Consider the following 19069-nt stretch of genomic DNA (forward strand, 5'->3'; position numbering starts at 1 on the left):
AAAAGGTATTGATTGCAGGGTTACCGGCAAACCGGACTGCGCACCGGCGTGGCATGATGTGTTTTGTTGAATACTATTGTTAACTTTACGAAAGGGGAAACGCCCGGTTACTAAAATGATACCTGCTTGAACTTTTTAAGAACCATAGGTAGGGGCATTACCTGTGCCCGGAAAAAAGGCTTCTGTCTTATTTTGCTGGCAGGATTTTGTTTTTATTATGCAGGAGGCCTGGTTGCGCAGCAGTTGCATTTTGAAAATTATACTTCTGAACAGGGCCTCTCACAAAACAGTTGTTACAGTATTGCCCAGGACGACCTGGGATTTATGTGGTTTGGAACCCAGGACGGGTTGAACCGTTACGACGGGTGCTCGTTTAAAGTTTTTCTGCCACAGTCTGCCGGCGGAATGAAGCTGCCTTCACATTATATATCATCTCTTTTTTTTGATCCGTATAAAAAACTGCTGTGGGTGGGCACCATCCGGGGAGCCTGTATTTATCATTCCGCCGGCGACTCCCTGATACGCATCGGTGAACGGTATCCTTTTGCCACCTCGCTTGAAGCGATTGCCATAAAACGGATTGTTGCATTTAAGGAAGACGAATACTGGTTCGTAACCTACAACAAGGGGTTGATCTGTTTAAATATAAAAACACAATCCATTCAAACCTTCTTTGATAATAAAAATGACCGCAACAGCGTCAATGATATTGTGTGGCATAAAGGGAAGATCATCGTAGCACTGCTGGATCAGCTGATGATCATGCGTTCGGAAGGGAATGCTTATACTGCAGCGCCCCTATACAAAAACCATTACTTTCCTGAAATTAAAGCCCTGTTTTCTCACGGCGGTATGCTTTGGGTGGGCACGCTTGCAGGAGGATGTTATACCATCCGCGATCCGGTGGAAGCACCAGCCGAGATTGCCCGGCTAAAGATCGATGCGTTGGGTATGGGCTGTTTTGCCGGTGATGCGGCCGGAAATGTATGGATCGGCACCCGGGGTAGCGGTATCGTTCGCTATGATCCGCATACAGGAACGATACTTTCCGCCAGGCACGATAAATACGATGCCCGGTCGCTGGGAAAGAACTTTGTCTTGTCGCTGTTTTGCGACCGTCAGGGTATCATCTGGTGCGGGGTAAGCGGAAACGGCGTGGCTAAATATGATCCGCTCCGATACCAGTTTGGCATCATAAGCAGTGACCCTTTAGGGAATGCTTCCCTGCCGGATAATATGATTTTTGACATCTTTAAATCAGCTTCAGGTTCACGTTATATTGGTACACAGAATAGCGGGCTATTGAAATGGGAACAGCAAACAAACCGTTTTCATATACAGCCTGGCACCGAAAAGTATGGCCTTTCTAATAACACGATCTACGACATGGCGGAAGACGAGCAGGGCAATCTCTGGATCGCCAGCTGGGGCGGACTGATGCAGTTGAACCGGAAATCCGGGAAGATCAGGTACAAAAAAGGCACTTTGCCGATTGCGAAAAAAATGTATGCACTTATAAAATTAAAAAATGCAGACAGTCTGTTTACGGCTTCCGAAAATGGTCCGGGCTTTTTTTCTATAAAAGAGGAGCAGTGGCATGCCTGCCCGGATACAATTTTACAACTGGCGGCTCTGACCACAGGCCGCTGGAGTCTGCTCACCGGCAGGTATATTTACGAAGGACCAGGCAACGAGCTCTGGATCTGCACGGTGGGTGCGGGGCTTGTGCAATACAATTATAAAACACAGGCATTTAAGGTGATTGAGCCGGTTCTGAATGTTTCGATATATGCCCGGCATCTTTATCCCGACGGTGACCGTTTTTGGGTAGCTACCGATAATGGAGTCGTAGTATATGATGTTAAGAAGCAGCAGTTGATCCGGCATATCAAGCCCGGGCCGGAGGAGGCTTCCAAGGTTTGTTATGCCATCCAGAAGGATAAAGAGGGGTATTTTTGGGTGAGTACCAATATGGGTTTATACAGGATCAGTCCCCGCAGTTTTGAGGTGCAAAAGCATTTTAACCTGGGTAACGGCCTAAGCTTCCTGGAGTATAATACGGCCTGTGCCTTCACCGATTCGGATGGCACCATCCAGTTTGGGGGAGTAGGAGGCATTACTGTATTTAACCCGCATCAGTTGCGGCAAAATCAGTTTAGCCCAACACCGCTGGTGACATCTGTAATGGTAAATGACCGGCTGCAGCAGCCTGGCGGCAACCCCGCATTCATTAAGACGCTTACCTTCAGCCATACTGAAAATTTCCTTACAATTTATTTTGCCGTTAACAATTTCTCTAATGAACAGAACAACCAGTTCAGCTATCGGCTCAAGGGGCTGAATGATCAATGGAGCACACCCGGTACTTCAAATATGGCACAGTTTACCAGCCTTCCGCCGGGAAATTATGTCTTTGAACTGAAGGCTGCTAACAGCGATGGCCAGTGGAGCAGGAAGGTGCAAACACTTAGGATTACCATCCGTGCTCCCTGGTGGCATACAGGATGGTTCAAAACGGCTGCAGTGCTTTTGCTGGCTGGTCTGGCAGGAATCTTTATCCGCAGAAGAGAGCAGGCCATCAGGAAAGAAGCCACACTGAAACAACAGATTGCTGAAGCAGAAATGATGGCCATGCGGGCGCAGATGAACCCGCATTTTGTATTTAACAGCCTTAACAGCATCCGGGAAATGATCCTGTGCAACGAGAACAAAGAGGCTTCCCATTTCCTTGGGAAATTTGCAGGACTGATCCGCACCACGCTGGACCAGTCGGGTAAACCTTTTGTTACGCTTCGCCATACAATAGATCATCTTACCCGTTATATTGAAATGGAGCAGATCCGCAACGGAGAATTTACCAGCCGCATCCTTGCAGACGACGACCTGGACCCGGATGAAGTGTTACTGCCTTCTATGCTCATTCAGCCTTTCGTGGAAAACGCGCTCTGGCACGGCACCACCGCTAGCCACAAAAACATTGATATCCGGATCGATTTTAAAAAACAGGAGGAACAGCTTCTTTGCGTTATAGAAGATGATGGCATCGGCATCCGGCAGTCGCTGAAGAATAAGATCAACGGAAGCAAAACACATCATTCCGTTGGTATTGAGAATATCGCCAACCGGATACGGTTGCTCAACGAAAAGTATGACCTTAGCAGCAGTGTGCATATTTATGACAAAACGGATCTTGAAAACCATACAGGAACCGGCACGATCGTACAATTGTCCCTGCCGCTTCAAATCAACAGATCATGAACCCGATTACCGCCCTGCTTGTAGATGATGAGCCTAGGGGACTTTCTTCCCTGCAAAAATTATTGCAGCTGAATTGCCCCGAAGTTGAGATCCTGGCCTGCTGCCAGGACGTTGATGCTGCTTTGGAAAGAATAAAACGCTTGCAGCCGCAGTTGGTTTTTTTGGATGTGGCCATGCCGGGAAAGAATGGTTTCGACCTGCTGCGCAGCCTGGACCGCATCTCGTTTGAGATCATTTTTGTAACCGCGCACAACAGCTATATGATGCAGGCCTTCCGGTTCAGCGCCGTTGATTATCTTCTCAAACCAGTGGAGGATGAGCTGCTCGCCGAAGCAGTGCAGCGGGCCTCCAAACGGATTACCGATAAAAGTGAAGGCATGCAATTGAATGCCTTTTTGCACAACCTGCAGCAGAATGGTGCTGTAAAGAAAATGAAACTGTGCGTGCCCTCGCTCCGGGGTGTTAAGGTGATCGAGATTCCCGACATTATTTATTGCGAGGCAAGCAGTAATTATACCAATTTTTACCTGGCCAACGGCAGTACGCTTTGTTCCAGTAAACCGATCTTTGAATACGAAACCCTGCTGGAAGACAGCTCTTTCGTACGGGTACACAAATCCTTTCTGGTTAACCTCGAACATATTAAAGAATACATTCGCGGCGAAGGCGGAAGCGTGCTGATGTCCAACGGACATGAAGTAGAAGTGTCGCGGAGAAAAAAAGAAGTCTTTATAAAAAGAATGCGGGAATATTATAAATATTGATCGGTATCCGGCATAAACGCTTGTAAAAGATGCCGAAAGGATTTCCCTTTTGGGCTTCCATGCCTGAGTAATCCGATTCTCGCTTAATTTGGGTATTTCCGGTTTTACTAAACCTGTTTAGCTTTAGCAACTAAAAGCAAAAACTATGAAACAACGTATATTCCTGTTGTTGCTGACAACTGGTTACCTGGTTGCGGGTCATACATTTGGCCAAGCAGAAAAAGGATCAACTCAAGGTGTGGCAACAAATGAAATGCTGATCACCAGCGGCACCTACTTCATTATTAACGGAAATGCTGCACTAACACCCGAAGCCGCTTCGCTCGGACAGAACGTATTTCTGAAGCCCTTCCGCCGCAGCGGTCTGCAAAAATGGATGGTTACAAAAAGCGCCACGGAAAAAAATATAACCTACACCATAAAGCTGGCGGGCGATGCGGAAGATCTGTGGTTTCAGCCGTTTCCGTCCGGAAACGATCATACGCCCGTGGTAAGTTATAAGTTAGACAATGTATCGTATAAGATAACGCCGGTTCCGGGCAAGGCAGGGCTTTGGTATATTAAAAGCATAAAGCGAAACGGCGATGCCTTACGGTCGTATATGTCAGATGCGGCGTCCCCCCTCGAACTGCGGTTCGAACCCATTGAAGAAGGAAACGCTAAATTCTACTGGAAATTTGAAGCCGCAGGTGAATAAAAATAAAAGTGCACCGGCCCCCAACGATTAAGACCGTTTGCTGAATACACCAGCCTGGTATCAGTCCGGTGAACGGGAATGTTGGATATGGTGACGCGGCAACATCATCGGCTGTGCACATTTGCGGGAACCATCTGCATCAACCGCCGGAAATGGGAAGATCTGCTGTATGTATTTAAAACGGAACGGATAAACGCGCCTATACACGATCGTCATTGTTAAAAAAGTATAGCTTTTGGATAGAATTGTTCCACTTTTGCCAGTCTTTACTTAAAAGCGACAACTTTTCTTCAGCGGAACATCAAACTTTAGTAAGTTTGAGAAGAAGAAACGGCCGCGTGCCGGTGATTTCCCCCGGACCGGTCCGATTAATGATTGCAAAAAAACGATGGTGCACTTTTATTACAACAGGAAGATACTGCTGGTGTTGGCCGCTTTAGTTACAACGGGTATTGCTGCATGCTTTACCAGCCGGTCAAAGAAAGTGGATTTTAGTGCCGATGTAAAACCGATCCTGAATAAAAAATGTATTACCTGTCACGGAGGAGTGAAAGCGAAGGGAGGCTTTAGCGTTTTGTTCAGGGAAGAAGCCCTGGCAAAAACAGAATCCGGTAAACCGGCCATTATTCCCGGTGATCCGGACAACAGTGAAATGATCCGAAGGCTAACGGTAAAAGATCCGGAGGAGCGCATGCCGTATAAGCACGAGCCCCTGAGCGAAGATGAAATAGACATTTTGCGCCGTTGGATCAGGCAAGGCGCCAAATGGGGGGATCATTGGGCCTATTTGCCGGTAAAACAAACGGATATACCGGATAAAGACAATGCCTGGATCCGGAATGATATAGACCGGTTTATTTATGAAAAACTGGATGCACAAGACCTGGAGCCGGCGGCACAGGCCGACCCCCAAACCTTGTTACGGAGGGTGAGCCTTGATTTGATTGGTATGTATCCCGATTCTGCAATTTCGGATCAATACCTGAAAAGCAGTGATGATAAAGGATATGAGCGCCTGGTGGATGCATTGCTGGCCTCGCCGCATTTTGGTGAAAAATGGACCTCCATGTGGCTGGATCTTGCACGGTATGCCGATACCAAGGGCTACGAATCGGATGGCGGACGCAATATCTGGCGGTACCGCGACTGGCTGATCGATGCATTCAATACCGATAAGCCCTATGATGTCTTTTTAACCGAGCAAATTGCAGGAGACCTGTTGCCGGATCCCACAGACGCGCAATACATCGCCACGGCATTCAGCCGTAATTCCATGACCAATGATGAAGGGGGTACTGATAACGAGGAATTCCGGGTGGCAGCAGTGATGGACCGGGTGAATACAACCTGGGAATCCCTGATGGGTACAACTTTTTCCTGTGTGCAATGCCACAGTCATCCCTATGATCCGTTCCGGCACGATGAATATTATAAATTCATGGCGTATTTTAATAATACGAGAGACAATGATATCCCGGGTGAATATCCCGTCCTGAGAGAATACAACGATTCCCTTAAAAATGAATTAACGCAACTGACCCGGTGGATCAAAGACAATGGTACCGCCGAACAGTCGGAGCGCGTACGCCATTTCCTGAAGACCCTGCAACCTGCTTTTTATGCAACCACGGCTGATAGCCTGGAAAACGCGCTGCCGACCAATAAAAACGGTCCTTTAAATATGCGGAACCACTCGCATGCACGCCTGAAGCATATCCAGCTGGATGGTATGGGACAAATTGTTTTTATGTTCCATTCCAATAAACCGGGCGGTAAAATTATTTTCAGGAAGGACCAGCCGCAGGGCGAAGTGCTGGGCACTTATTTGGTTCAGCCGGAAGACCGGTGGCATTATGGAATGGTGAATACGATGGCGTCAACCGGGGTACACGATGTATATGTAACCTATCAAAACCCAACGGCGGAGAGCGACGAGATTATGGCGACGTTCGACTGGTTCGGTTTTCTGCCGGAACTACCCGCAAAAGACAGCCCCGACTTTGAGGCACACAAAAAAACGTATTGGAACCTGCTGAATGCTCCTGTTACTATTACACCGGTCATGGTGGAAAATCCCAGCTGGATGCAACGGCAAACCCACGTATTTGAAAGAGGGAACCGGCTTACGTTGGGAAAAGCGGTGGAACCTTCGGTACCGCAATCATTGAAGTTTGCCATGCCGGCCAATGCACCCAAAAACCGCATGGGGTTGGCGCTTTGGCTTACAGATAAACGAAATCCCCTGGTGTCCCGCACCCTGGTGAACCGGCTCTGGGAACAACTGTTTGGAACGGGCATTGTGGAAACACTGGAAGATATGGGTACCCAGGGCATGCTGCCTACGCATAAAGCGTTGCTGGACCATCTTTCCTGGACGTTTATGAACGAGTATAAATGGAGCATCAAAAAACTATTGAAAGAAATAGTGATGAGTGCTACCTACCGGCAGAACTCAAGGCTAACCCCCGAACTCAAAGAAAAAGATCCGGGGAATAAATTTTATGCAAGAGGGCCCCGGGTACGGCTCAGCGCCGAGCAGTTGCGCGATCAGCACCTCTGTATCAGCGGACTGATGAGTGCTAAAATGTATGGACCGGGTGTAATGCCCTGGCAGCCGGAGGGGATCTGGCTTTCACCATATAACGGTGCACGGTGGCAAAACAGCACCGGCGAGGACCAGTACCGGCGTGCAGTATATACCTACTGGAAGCGCACAGCTCCTTATCCTTCCATGATCTCCTTTGATGGCGTACAGCGGGTATTATGCACGGCACGGCGGATAAAGACAAACACGCCGCTGCAGGCATTAACAACACTCAATGATTCGGCCTATATTGATATGGCGCGGCATTTGGCCTACCGGATGCAGCGGGAAGGCGGCCAGGATTTCACCGCGCAGATAAAAAAGGGCTACCAGCTGATGTTGTACAAGCCAATAAAGGAAGAGAAGCTGAAACTGTTTGAAGGGTTGTACCAGCAGGCATTAAAAGAATTCAGAGCGGATGCAAAAAAAACCACGGCAATGGTAGGTGGAGAGCAGGAAAAAGCGGTACCGGCTACGGCCGCATTGGTGGTGGTAGCCAATGCCCTGTTGAACCTGGATGAAGTAGTTGTGAAAAATTAAACAACGCAAAGGATTACAATGACAAAAAAAGACCTGATTGATCAGCGATTGGTAAGGGAGGCCGAGCAAATGGTGATGCGCACCCACACGCGGCGGCATTTTATCAAAGAAAGTGCTATGGGCCTGGGCGCACTGGCGATGGGCTCCCTGCTGGGAAGCTGCGGTGGCAAGAAAAAGACAGCACACTCCATTGTATTTGATCCGGCGCATCCCTTATTACCCAAGGCTCCGCCATTTTTGGGCAAGGCGAAAAGCGTTATTTTTTTACATATGGCCGGAGCTCCTTCGCAACTGGAACTGTTTGATTATAAACCGGAGCTGTCGAAAATGGATGGCCAGGATTGTCCGCCCTCCTTCCTGGAAGGGAAGCAGTTCGCATTCATCACCGGTGTTCCCAAAATGTTGGGGCCGCAGGCTGCCTTCGCCCGGCATGGCCAGTCGGGTGCCTGGGTCAGCGAGCATCTTCCGCACCTTTCACAGGTTGTGGATGAGATCTCTTTTTTGAAGGCGGTTACCACCGATCAGTTTAACCATGCTCCGGCGCAATTGTTGGTGCATACTGGCAGTCCACGGCTGGGAAGACCCAGCATTGGCAGCTGGGTTACTTATGGACTGGGTACCGAAAACCAGAACCTGCCCGGGTTTGTGGTGCTCACCAGCGGCGGCAGTTTCCCGGATGCTGGCAAAAGTGTATGGGGCAGCGGCTTTCTGCCTTCAGTATACCAGGGCGTGCAGTGCCGCAGCGAAGGAGATCCGGTGCTCTTTATCAAGGATCCGGATGGCATGAGCCGCGATCTGCGCAAGGCTTCCATCGAAGCCGTTAACAAAGCAAATATGCAGGAGTATCAGGGTTATAATGATCCGGAGATCCTTTCCCGTATCTCCCAATACGAAATGGCCTACCGAATGCAGATCACCGCGCCCGACGTAATGAACATCAATGATGAGCCGCAGTACATCCATGACATGTATGGCACAAAGCCCGGGAAAGCCTGTTTTGCCAATAATGTATTGCTGGCACGCAAGCTGGTGGAAAAAGGAGTGCGGTTTGTACAATTGTTCGACTGGGGCTGGGATGCGCACGGTGATAACGCCAGCAATGCGCTCAATATCGGTATCATTAACAAATACCGAAGCGTGGATAAACCGGTTACTGCATTGTTGCTGGATCTGAAACAAAGAGGCCTGTTGGATGAAACCCTGGTGGTATGGGCTGGCGAATTCGGACGCACCCCCATGATGGAAAACCGGAATGGAGCGCAAAATCCTTTTAAAGGAAGGGATCATCACACCGAAGCATTCACCATCTGGATGGCCGGCGGCGGTATTAAAAAAGGCTATACACACGGGGAAACGGACGAGATCGGGTACAGTGCCGTAAGCGGAAAGGTAGATGCTTTTGATATACAGGCTACCATTTTAAACCAACTGGGATTCGATCACGAGCAGTTTACCTATCCATACCAGGGGCGGCCATTCCGTTTGACCGATGTAGGGGGTAAAGTAATACAGGAGATCATTGCCTAACAGCGATTGAAAATATATGAATCATAGCAGAAGAAGCTTTTTAAAATCATCATCCGCCGCGGCTGCAGCGGGTTTGTTTTTCCCTTATGGAGCTGTTGCGGCAAGGCCGGAGTTATTGAAAGCGCCCGCAAAAGCCGGTTTCCGGCTCGTGGTTATGGCTACGAACTGGGGATTTAACGGAACTGCAGATGCCTTTTGTGCAGCTGCCAAAAAAGAAGGGTACGACGGTATTGAAGTTTGGTGGCCGGGAGAAGCGGCACAGCAAAAAGAACTGTTTGACGCATTAAAGAGGCACCAGCTGGAGGTGGGGTTCCTTTGCGGGGGCTATCAGCCCGTTTGGAAAGAGCATTTGGAATACTTTAAAAAAGCCGCTTCCGCTGCCGCCGGAAACCCGGCGCAAAAACCGGTGTACATCAACTGTCATTCTGGGCGGGATCATTTCAGCTACGAAGAAAACAAAGCTTTCATCGATTTTACCAGCGGGCTTTCTACGCAAACCGGCATCACCATTTGCCACGAAACCCATCGTTCGCGTATGTTGTTTGCTGCACATGTGGCCCGGCAGTTCATTGAAAAGAACCCGTCGTTAAAAGTAACACTTGACATTTCGCACTGGTGTAATGTACATGAAAGCATGCTGGGCGACCAGCAGGAAACCGTTGCGATGGCGCTGGCAAGAGTAGAACATATTCATGCCCGGATTGGGCATCCGGAAGGGCCGCAGGTAAACGACCCCCGCGCGCCGGAATGGGAAACGATCGTAAAACAGCATTTCGACTGGTGGGACGTGGTCGCTGCACGCAAACGGCAACGGGGCGAAACAATGACGGTGCTTACGGAATTTGGTCCACCTACCTATATGCCGGTGTTGCCCTATACGCAGCAACCTGTAGCCGATCAATGGGCGATCAATGTACACATGATGAAAACACTTAGAAACCGGTATCAATAATTGTTTATGACGATGCTTGCACTTGTGGATTTTATCGGACGCTTTCATCCTGTATGGGTGCACCTGCCCATTGGCATCCTGCTGATGGCTTGCTTATTCCAGTTGTTTGCAAAACGGTATCCCCTGCTGAAGCCAGCCATTCCTGTATTGTTGTTTTGGGGGGCAATAACGGCTCTTGTTTCCTGTATCACCGGTTACCTGCTGTCTTTAACCGGAGATTATGACGAAGCACTGGTAGCACAACATCAATGGATGGGCATTGCCACAGCAGCCATATCATTGATATTGTATGTTGCAACCCGGCTCTCACTGGCTGCCCGGTATGCCCGCTTCGGAGCGGCAATCATCCTTGTGCTGATTATGATTACGGGGCACCTGGGAGGTTCCCTCACCCACGGCGCTGATTATCTGACAGCCGGGATCGGCGGAGGCGGGGCAGAGCAGGAAATAAAACCGATCCCCAATATACAGGAAGCCGTCCTGTACACGGATGTAGTACAGCCGGTATTGCAGCGGAAATGCTACAGTTGTCATGGCAGCAGCAAGCAAAAAGGCAAACTGCGTTTGGATGGAGAAGTGCAGATCCTGAAAGGGGGAAAAGATGGAAAAGCCATCGAAAGCGGCAAGCCGGATGAAAGCATCCTGGTAAAACGGCTGCTGCTGCCGCTAAACGACGACGATCACATGCCGCCCAAGGAAAAACCTCAGCTAAGTCCCAACGAAGTAGCCATTCTGAGCTGGTGGATAAGTACCGGCAATAGCTTTACAAAAAAGGTAAAGGAATTGCCGCAGCCGGATAAAATAAAACCCGTACTGGCAGCGCTGCAATCGGGCCGTTCCGGTAATACTGCAAAAAATACGGAACTGCCGGAAGATGAAGTAGGCGCGGCGGATGAGGGCGCGCTGACGAAACTGAAAGAAGCAGGTATTATGGCCGTTCCGGTTTCCAATGAAACCAATTACCTTTCGGTAAGCTTTGTCGCCGCCGGCGGTAGGGCGCAGGAACTGGTTAAACTTTTGGAGCCTTTGAAAAAACAGATTGTATGGCTAAAGCTGGACGACAGCAATATCAATGACGAGGGATTAGCGGTCATTGCAAAATTTACGCATCTTACCCGGCTGCAATTGGCAAACACAAAAATAACGGATGAAGGACTGTCACAGCTCCGGTCGCTGAAGCAATTACAGGTATTAAACCTGGTTGGTACGGCCGTCACGGAAAAAGGATTGGCATCCCTAAAGGAACTGAAATCGCTGAGAACCCTTTATCTCTATAAAACAGGTGTTGGAGGGGCCGCATGGGCCCGATTGAAACAATCGTTTCCAAAAGTAATACTGGACTCTGGCGGCTATGTCGTGCCCATCCTGCCAACCGATACAATGCTGGTTACAGCAGATAATAAGAAATAACCCAACATTTATCCGGCAATCATTCAATTGCAGCACCAAGGCCTCAATGATACATATTTGTATTATATAAATATGTATTTTTTAATGAATTTACTCTATTGTTTTAATAATTTTATTGCGAAATACAAATATTTTAATTTATACAATTCGTGCAGGCCTTTTTAGAATGCGTTTCTTAGTAAAATTACAAGCAGCCCGTTTATCCGCCTTACCCATTAATTATCAGAGCTCTTTAGCGGTGGCAATTCGGCGTATCCTTTCAAAAAGTAAATTGGCTGCAACCACCTTTTCGCATGAGGAGGGCTATCGGCAGGGTGCCGGACTGTTTTCCTTTTCAAATATGAATTGTGCGTTTAAGCCGGAGGAAGATCGGTTATGGTTATTGAATAAAGAACTTTCTTTTTTTCTCGGGCTGCATTTACCGGAACAGATGAAATCCTTTGTCATCGGGCTTTTTCAGTATGAGCGGCTTTTGGTTGGGGATGAAAACACGACCGCTTCCTTTAAAATAAAAGGGCTGGAGCCGTTGCCCGAACCGGAGTATACGCCGGAAGAAGGTGGTTTTGCCTCTTTATGGATCAAGCCGGTTTCACCGGTGGCACTGCACAACCCCTCCAATGCAGCCTTTTTGTTCCCGGAAGAACCGGAATTTATCGAAGCTGTTAATGCCTCCTGGCGTCAGAAAATAGCAGAAACCTATGACACTGCAACTGCGGAAAAAGCACTGTTAACCTCAAAACTGGCAAGTATTGCCAGTCGTACCAGGTTTCGGTTTGCAAGTATCACCAATGAGGATGGAACCACAAAAAACATCCGGGGCTGTTTAAACTTTGTGCTGAAAGTAACCGCCCGGGAGCCGTTTCTCCACCTTTTGCTGAATACCGGGATGGGTGCTTATAACCACCAGGGATTGGGATTCCTGGAAGTGGCCGCTCCGGAAATAATGACTAAGGTTCCGTAACGGTATACTGGTTTGAAGTTATTTTTCATCCTCCACACCTGGGCCCGCCGGCAAATACCTTTTAAATACAATAGATTTATTAAAAAAATCCTATATTCGTTAAGGACTACAACCGTTCCTGACAATGAGGCTTTTTCTTTATAAAAAAACATCCGGTCTGTTGATAGCTCCGGGGCACCTGCTTAAGAAGCCAGGTATTCGGCAACTTGTTCCCGGGGAAAAGCGATTGCAGAAAAATATGTTCCTGTATCCGTTACTTCCCGGCTGCTGAGTGTTTGTTTTACACAGCATGCTGTTATACCCTTTAAATAAAAATCCGTATACCCTTTAACCTACATTACTGCTGTTAATGTTGTCTTCATTTTTAAGAAAGAAGTCCAGAAGTATTGCCATTGCGCAAAAGCTGTACTTTATGATTGGAATAATGGCCATATTGCTCCTGCTGGAACTTTGTATTCTTTGGTGGGCATTGGGAACGCTTTCGGCAACCAGGGCATTTGTAAACGGAGAAGGGCTATGGTCAAAAGGCCAGAAGAATGCAGTCACCAGCCTGTTGTTGTATGCGCATTCGCGGGATGAAAGCGATTACCAGGATTATCTCCATTTTCTCAAAGTGCCGATGGGCGACCGGAAACTCCGGCTGGCGCTCTCGGTCAGCAAGCCGGATATTGCTGCAGCAAGGCTTGGAATGCTGGAAGGGCGCAATCATCCGGAGGATATAGATGGAGTAATCCGGCTTTTTTTGCGGTTTAAGAAGGTGTCCTTTCTTAAAGAAGCCATTGCGATCTGGTCTGCAGCGGACGCCAGCCTGGATCAGTTGATCCGGATGGGGAATGTCTTACACGATCAGATCAATACGGCGTCCACCTCAAAACAGGAGATTCATGTATCGCTGAGTAGCATAAAACAATTGAACATTACGGTTACACAGCTGGAAGACGATTTTTCCCGTATCCTGGGAGCCGGTGCGCGCTGGTTGGAACGAATGGTATTGTGGCTGGTGCTGGCATTGTCGCTTACCATTGGAACCATCAGCCTGCTGATCGCCATTTCTGTAAGCAGAAGTATTGTAAAAGGTGCCCGGGAAATCATACGGGGTACCGGTCTGGTAAGTGAAGGGGTGCTGAACACAAGAATTCAGGTGTATTCCGGCGATGAAATCGGACGCCTGGCACAGGCATTTAATCAGATGATTGATAAACTGGAGCACAATTTGCACCAGATTCAGCAGCTGGAAGATACTGGTGTAAACCTGAAGCGGGAGAAAGAAAGGGCCGAGGCCTCAGAAAAGACAAAACAACTCTTCCTGGCAAAAATGAGCCATGAAATACGTACTCCTATGAATGCTATACTGGGCTTTGCACGCCTGCTGGAGGATTCGCTTACTACCCGGGAGCAACAGGAGTACATCCGCATCATTATTAAATCTGGCGATAGCCTCCTCGTCATCTTAAATGATATCCTGGATTTTTCGAGGATGGAGGCCGGCAAGATCGTTTTTGAAAACGCGCCCTTCAGTCCGCGTGATATTGTTCATACCGCAAAACTGATGATGGAGCCCAGGGCCCGGCAAAAGGGGTTGAACATCGATTGTGCCATTGATAGGGAACTGCCCGAAAAACTAATGGGTGATTCCGTACGGCTCAACCAGGTTCTATTGAACCTGTTGTCAAACGCTATTAAATTTACTACCCGCGGAGAGATCCGGCTATCGGTTCGCTTAACAGAAGCGCGCGAAGATGACTGCCTGGTTGAATTTGAAGTGGCCGATACCGGTATCGGCATACCCGCCGCGCAGCAGGAACGGATCTTTGAGAGTTTTGAGCAGGTAGCCCATACCAGGGCGCACCGGTTTGGCGGTATCGGATTGGGACTTAGCATTGTAAAGCAACTCATCGAAATGCAACGCGGAGTATTGTTTGTAGACAGCAAACCCGGGTACGGATCCCGGTTTTATTTCCGGCTTTCCTTTAGGCGATGCCGGGAAACCGAACCGGCTGTCATAGAATATACCGGCATCATCGATACAGATTGCAGCGGGATACGGGTATTGGTTGCAGAAGACAATAAGATCAATCAAATGCTGGTAATAAAAGTGCTGAAAAAGCAGGGATTTGAAACAGTACTGGCAGAAAATGGCCTGGCAGTGCTCGAAAAATACCGGCAGGGTGATTTCGATGTTATCCTGATGGATCTTCAGATGCCGGTAATGGATGGATATGAAGCGGCGCAAAGGATTCGCTTACTGGGCAACGGAAAAAACAGCGTTCCTATCATCGCCTTATCGGCACATACAATACAGGGCGAATATGAACGCTGCATGGCAGTAGGCATCAACGATTTTATTTCCAAACCATTCAACAGGGAGGAATTATACAGCAAAATTCTTCGCCTGGTCAGGGACAAAAAGCCGGAATCTTTTTCCATACAGTAAAGACCCACGGGTTGTTGATTGTACCGTTCCGGGCAGATAAACGGTCCAAAGATCCGCATTCCGGAAGAATTGTTTGCCCGGCGGACTTTTATTGCTGCTTCAGATGGGTTTTCCCTGTATTTTTTTGTAGTTTAGGTCCCAAATTTTACAGATGAAACGGATTCGCTTGTTACTGATCGGTATGCTCCTGCAGTTTGCCGCTATGGCCCAGTTAAAGCCTATGGTTCCGGGCAAAGTCCCTGGCGGCTTTGAAGAAGCACGCCTGCAACGCATCGACCATGTGATACAGGATTATGTACAAAAAAACTGGATCAAAGGGGCTTCGGCGCTCATTGTATATAAGGGCAACATCGTGTATAACAAAGCATTTGGCATCAGCAATGCGCAAATGCCGTTAAAGACGGATGCCATTTTCCGGATCGCTTCGCAAACGAAGGCCATTACCAGTGTAGCGGTAATGATGCTTTTTGAGGAAGGTAAGTTTCTGCTGGATGACCCCATTTCCAAATACATCCCGGCATTTGCAAATCCTAAAGTGCTGGATCAGTTTAATGCAGCGGATTCTTCTTATACCACGGTGCCGGCAAAAAGAAATATTACCATTCGCGATCTGCTCACCCATACTTCGGGGCTGGATTATGCACAAATAGGATCTCCCAACATGAAGGCGATTTATGCGAAGGCCGGCATTCCCGCAGGCTTTGTGATACAGCCCCAGCGTTTGGCAGATGCGATCGACAAGCTGGGAACCCTGCCGCTGGTGCATCAGCCGGGGGAGCGGTTTACGTATGGTTTAAATACCGATGTACTGGGCCGGCTGGTAGAAGTTACTTCCGGTATGAGCCTGGATGCATTCTTTCATAAACGCATCTTTGAACCGCTGAATATGAAGGATACCTATTTTCATTTACCGGAGGCAAAACAATCACGGCTGGTAAACGTGTATACCGAAGATAAAGGAACGAAGGCGTTGGTTCCCTGGACGGATACTACTTTTCGAGGCATCACGGTAAATTATCCGGTAAATAATAATGGCTATTATTCCGGCGGTGCAGGCCTTGTGTCTACGACTGCCGATTATGCAGCTTTTTTACAAATGATCTTAAACAAAGGCGTATACAACGGAAAGCGGCTGCTATCCCGGCATTCGGTTGAAATGATGACCCAGAACCAGATTGGCGATCTTGCCCTGGGTAGCAATAAGTTTGGACTGGGCTTTGAAATTACAACAGATAAAGGCTTCCTAAAGCTGGGTCAATCGGCCGGCAGCTTTGCCTGGGGCGGGTTTTTTGGTACTTCTTACTGGGGTGATCCCCGGGAAGAGATCGTAGCATTGCTTTTTGTGCAACAGTGGCCGTTCTCGCATGGTGAATTAGGCGATAAATTTAAAGCCCTGGTGTACCAGGCATTGAAATAAAATAACAGCAATTTCTTTAAAAACATACAATGGAGCATAAGAACGTATTCATTGTCATACCCAACGGAATGAATACGCGCTTACGCAGAATTCCATCTGGCCAAAAACAAGTAAAAGTATACAGATGAAACAACGTTTATTTCCGGTTGCAATACTGGGCGTATTGTTAAGCGGAAGCGTACCGGCAAATACGCAGCCCTCAAAAAACAAGATCAGTTTTTCGAAAAATCCCATCGTAGCACACCGGGGGGCATTTAAAAAGAATGGACTCCCGGAGAACTCCATTGCATCATTAAAACACGCTATAGCGTTAAAGTGCACAGGTACGGAGTTCGACATTCATATGACGGCCGATGACTCGCTGGTGATTAATCATGACCCGCATTATAACAAGCTGACGATTGAAAAAACAACCTATGCAGAACTGATCAAAACCCCGTTATCGAATGGGGAAAAATTGCCCACACTACAGGAATATACCCTGGCCGGGTTAAAAAACAACCGTTCCACAAGACTGGTATTTGAGATCAAACCTTCCGGTATCAGTAAAGACAGGGCTTTGCAGGTGACCGAGCGCGTAGTAAGCCTCGTGCACCGGCTGGGAGCAGCTCCAATGGCGGTATATATCAGTTTTGATTATGATGTATGCAAAAAGGTAAAGCAGTTAGATCCGCAGGCACATGTACAATATTTAAACGGGGATAAATCGCCGGAGGAAATAAAGGCCGATGGTCTGGACGGGGTGGACTATCATTATTCAGTATTTCAAAAACACCCGGACTGGATCACGCAGGCAAAGAAAAATAATATAGCGCTCAACGCCTGGACAGTAAACACTGTTGCGGAGATGGATTGGCTGCTGGCTAACGGGTTTGATTTTATTACGACCAATGAGCCGGAACTGCTGGCGGAACAACTTAAAAAAACACCCGCATCCAAAGGATGGAAACTGACATGGAGCGACGAGTTTAACCAGAACGGGTTACCGGATGAACACAAATGGGGATACGATGTAGGAGGCCATGGCTGGGGCAATAAGGAGCTGCAGTATTATACGAAGGCGGACAGCAACAATGCGTTGGTTAAAAACGGGAAGCTGTTTATTACGGCGCTCAAACAAAACCACGATAAAAATACCTATACCTCTGCCCGGCTGATCACAAAGGGAAAAGGCGACTGGTTGTACGGCAGGGTGGAAGTAAGCGCCAAATTACCGGCGGGCAGAGGGGTGTGGCCTGCTATATGGATGCTACCCACTGATTGGAAATATGGCGGCTGGCCGGCAAGCGGTGAAATTGACATTATGGAAAATGTGGGGTATAACCCGGATACCGTATTCAGCAGTGTACATACCAAATCGTTTAATCATGTAATCGGCACACAAAAAACAAAAGGGCTCTTTTTAAAGGATGCAGGGTCAAATTTTCATCTGTACGCTATGGAATGGAACAGGAACCGGATCGATTTTTTTGTAGACGACCAGCTGTTCTTTTCTTTTCGGAACACGGGAAAAGGATTTAAAGAATGGCCCTTTGATCAAAGGTTTCACCTGTTGCTGAACATAGCGATCGGTGGAAATTGGGGCGGACTAAAAGGGGTGGATGCGCAGCTCGACAAGGCCGTTATGGAAGTGGACTATGTGCGGGTGTTTCAGAAATGAGCAGCGCCTGTTTTATAAACGTTCTTAACTATAAAAATGAGATTATGAAAAAGAAATTGCTGATCGTTGCCGCTGTTTTGATTTCAGTAATCACCCATGCGCAGGACTATTCCTTATTTCAAAAATTCCGGTTCATACAAAGTGGTGATACATTACCCTACCGGTTGTTGCTTCCCGAGCAATATGATCCGCAAAAGAAATATCCGCTGGTATTGTTCCTGCATGGCCGTGGCGAAAGCGGCAATGATAATGAAGCACAGTTGCTGCATGGAGCCGCTTTGTTTCTGAAAGCGGAAAACAGGAAAAATTTTCCGGCGATCGTCGTATTCCCGCAAAATGCGGTAAAATATTTTTGGAGCAATGTGCAGATTGTTGCAGACTCAGGTGGGAAGCGGAGTTTTTATTTTACGGAAGACGGTCCGCCATCACCCAGCATGAAATTGGCAATGGGCCTCATGGAAGACCTCGGCCGGAAGTACCGCATCAAACAGGACCAGGTATATGTAATGGGGCTCAGCATGGGAGGTATGGGCACGTTTGAGATCGTGAACCGTATGCCGCATACATTTGCCGCCGCTATCCCCATTTGCGGCGGTGCCAATCCGGCTATTGCTCCCCGTTTAAAACATACGGCCTGGTGGGTATTTCATGGAGATAAAGATGTAGTGGTGGCACCGGCGTACTCCCGTAAAATGGTGGAGGCCATGAAGGCAAAAGGAGTAGATGTACGGGCGACTTTTTATCCGGAAGCGGGTCATAACAGCTGGGATGCCACCTTTGCGGAACCCGGATTATTGCCATGGCTTTTTGCACATAAAACGAAAAGATAATTTTTAGCAAAACGTCCAACAATTAACCGCCGTTG

The 19069-nt window shown here is 48.1% G+C and carries 12 protein-coding genes; all 12 read left to right on the forward strand.

Translation table 11 applies throughout. From position 1 onward, the window contains the following. Positions 1–126: 126 nt before the first annotated feature. The 12 genes from LL912_RS18705 to LL912_RS18760 all read left to right on the forward strand — a co-directional run bounded on the left by LL912_RS18705 (position 127) and on the right by LL912_RS18760 (position 19034). Entirely contained in the window at positions 127–3258 is a 3132-nt protein-coding gene (locus LL912_RS18705; protein WP_235555126.1) for a ligand-binding sensor domain-containing protein, read from the forward strand. Next, positions 3255–4022 (forward strand): LytR/AlgR family response regulator transcription factor, encoded by a 768-nt coding sequence (locus LL912_RS18710; protein WP_235555127.1) that lies wholly within the window; start codon positions 3255–3257, stop codon positions 4020–4022. The genes LL912_RS18705 and LL912_RS18710 overlap by 4 nt, the downstream gene beginning before the upstream one ends. A gap of 145 nt (positions 4023–4167) precedes the next feature. Further along, positions 4168–4719 (forward strand): hypothetical protein, encoded by a 552-nt coding sequence (locus tag LL912_RS18715; protein ID WP_235555128.1) that lies wholly within the window; start codon positions 4168–4170, stop codon positions 4717–4719. 388 nt (positions 4720–5107) lie between these two features. Next, positions 5108–7843, forward strand: a complete 2736-nt coding sequence (locus tag LL912_RS18720) for a DUF1553 domain-containing protein (RefSeq protein WP_235555129.1) — start codon at positions 5108–5110, stop codon at positions 7841–7843. An 18-nt stretch (positions 7844–7861) separates the two neighbouring features. Beyond that, positions 7862–9370, forward strand: a complete 1509-nt coding sequence (locus tag LL912_RS18725; protein WP_235555130.1) for a DUF1501 domain-containing protein — start codon at positions 7862–7864, stop codon at positions 9368–9370. Between the two features lie 16 nt (positions 9371–9386). Beyond that, on the forward strand, positions 9387–10322 hold the full coding sequence (locus tag LL912_RS18730) for a sugar phosphate isomerase/epimerase family protein (protein WP_235555131.1): 936 nt from the start codon (positions 9387–9389) through the stop codon (positions 10320–10322). A 6-nt stretch (positions 10323–10328) separates the two neighbouring features. Further along, the gene (locus LL912_RS18735) at positions 10329–11732 is read left to right on the forward strand and encodes a c-type cytochrome domain-containing protein (RefSeq protein ID WP_235555132.1); all 1404 of its coding nucleotides are present in this window, start codon (positions 10329–10331) and stop codon (positions 11730–11732) included. Between the two features lie 430 nt (positions 11733–12162). Then, a complete protein-coding gene (locus LL912_RS18740) occupies positions 12163–12693 on the forward strand; it encodes a CRISPR-associated endoribonuclease Cas6 (protein ID WP_235555133.1) in 531 nt (176 codons plus the stop codon). A gap of 412 nt (positions 12694–13105) precedes the next feature. Next, positions 13106–15127: an ATP-binding protein gene (locus tag LL912_RS18745; protein WP_235555134.1), complete on the forward strand. Its 2022-nt coding sequence runs from the start codon at positions 13106–13108 to the stop codon at positions 15125–15127. Positions 15128–15278: 151 nt separating this feature from the next. Next, entirely contained in the window at positions 15279–16544 is a 1266-nt protein-coding gene (locus LL912_RS18750; RefSeq protein WP_235555135.1) for a serine hydrolase domain-containing protein, read from the forward strand. A gap of 124 nt (positions 16545–16668) precedes the next feature. Further along, the gene (locus LL912_RS18755) at positions 16669–18204 is read left to right on the forward strand and encodes a glycerophosphodiester phosphodiesterase family protein (protein WP_235555136.1); all 1536 of its coding nucleotides are present in this window, start codon (positions 16669–16671) and stop codon (positions 18202–18204) included. A gap of 44 nt (positions 18205–18248) precedes the next feature. Then, positions 18249–19034 (forward strand): carboxylesterase family protein, encoded by a 786-nt coding sequence (locus LL912_RS18760; protein WP_235555137.1) that lies wholly within the window; start codon positions 18249–18251, stop codon positions 19032–19034. Positions 19035–19069 lie beyond the last annotated feature (35 nt).

It is taken from the genome of Niabella agricola, from assembly GCF_021538615.1.
In the GTDB taxonomy this organism is placed as follows: Bacteria; Bacteroidota; Bacteroidia; order Chitinophagales; family Chitinophagaceae; genus Niabella; species Niabella agricola.

What these genes read in the sequence shown, in the direction of transcription:
- LL912_RS18710 (WP_235555127.1), top strand. Translation starts at nt 3,255, where the DNA reads ATGAACCCGATTACCGCCCTGCTTGTAGATGATGAGCCTAGGGGACTT.
- LL912_RS18715 (WP_235555128.1), top strand. Translation starts at nt 4,168, where the DNA reads ATGAAACAACGTATATTCCTGTTGTTGCTGACAACTGGTTACCTGGTT.
- LL912_RS18720 (WP_235555129.1), top strand. Translation starts at nt 5,108, where the DNA reads ATGGTGCACTTTTATTACAACAGGAAGATACTGCTGGTGTTGGCCGCT.
- LL912_RS18725 (WP_235555130.1), top strand. Translation starts at nt 7,862, where the DNA reads ATGACAAAAAAAGACCTGATTGATCAGCGATTGGTAAGGGAGGCCGAG.
- LL912_RS18730 (WP_235555131.1), top strand. Translation starts at nt 9,387, where the DNA reads ATGAATCATAGCAGAAGAAGCTTTTTAAAATCATCATCCGCCGCGGCT.
- LL912_RS18735 (WP_235555132.1), top strand. Translation starts at nt 10,329, where the DNA reads ATGACGATGCTTGCACTTGTGGATTTTATCGGACGCTTTCATCCTGTA.
- LL912_RS18740 (WP_235555133.1), top strand. Translation starts at nt 12,163, where the DNA reads ATGAAATCCTTTGTCATCGGGCTTTTTCAGTATGAGCGGCTTTTGGTT.
- LL912_RS18745 (WP_235555134.1), top strand. Translation starts at nt 13,106, where the DNA reads ATGATTGGAATAATGGCCATATTGCTCCTGCTGGAACTTTGTATTCTT.
- LL912_RS18750 (WP_235555135.1), top strand. Translation starts at nt 15,279, where the DNA reads ATGAAACGGATTCGCTTGTTACTGATCGGTATGCTCCTGCAGTTTGCC.
- LL912_RS18755 (WP_235555136.1), top strand. Translation starts at nt 16,669, where the DNA reads ATGAAACAACGTTTATTTCCGGTTGCAATACTGGGCGTATTGTTAAGC.
- LL912_RS18760 (WP_235555137.1), top strand. Translation starts at nt 18,249, where the DNA reads ATGAAAAAGAAATTGCTGATCGTTGCCGCTGTTTTGATTTCAGTAATC.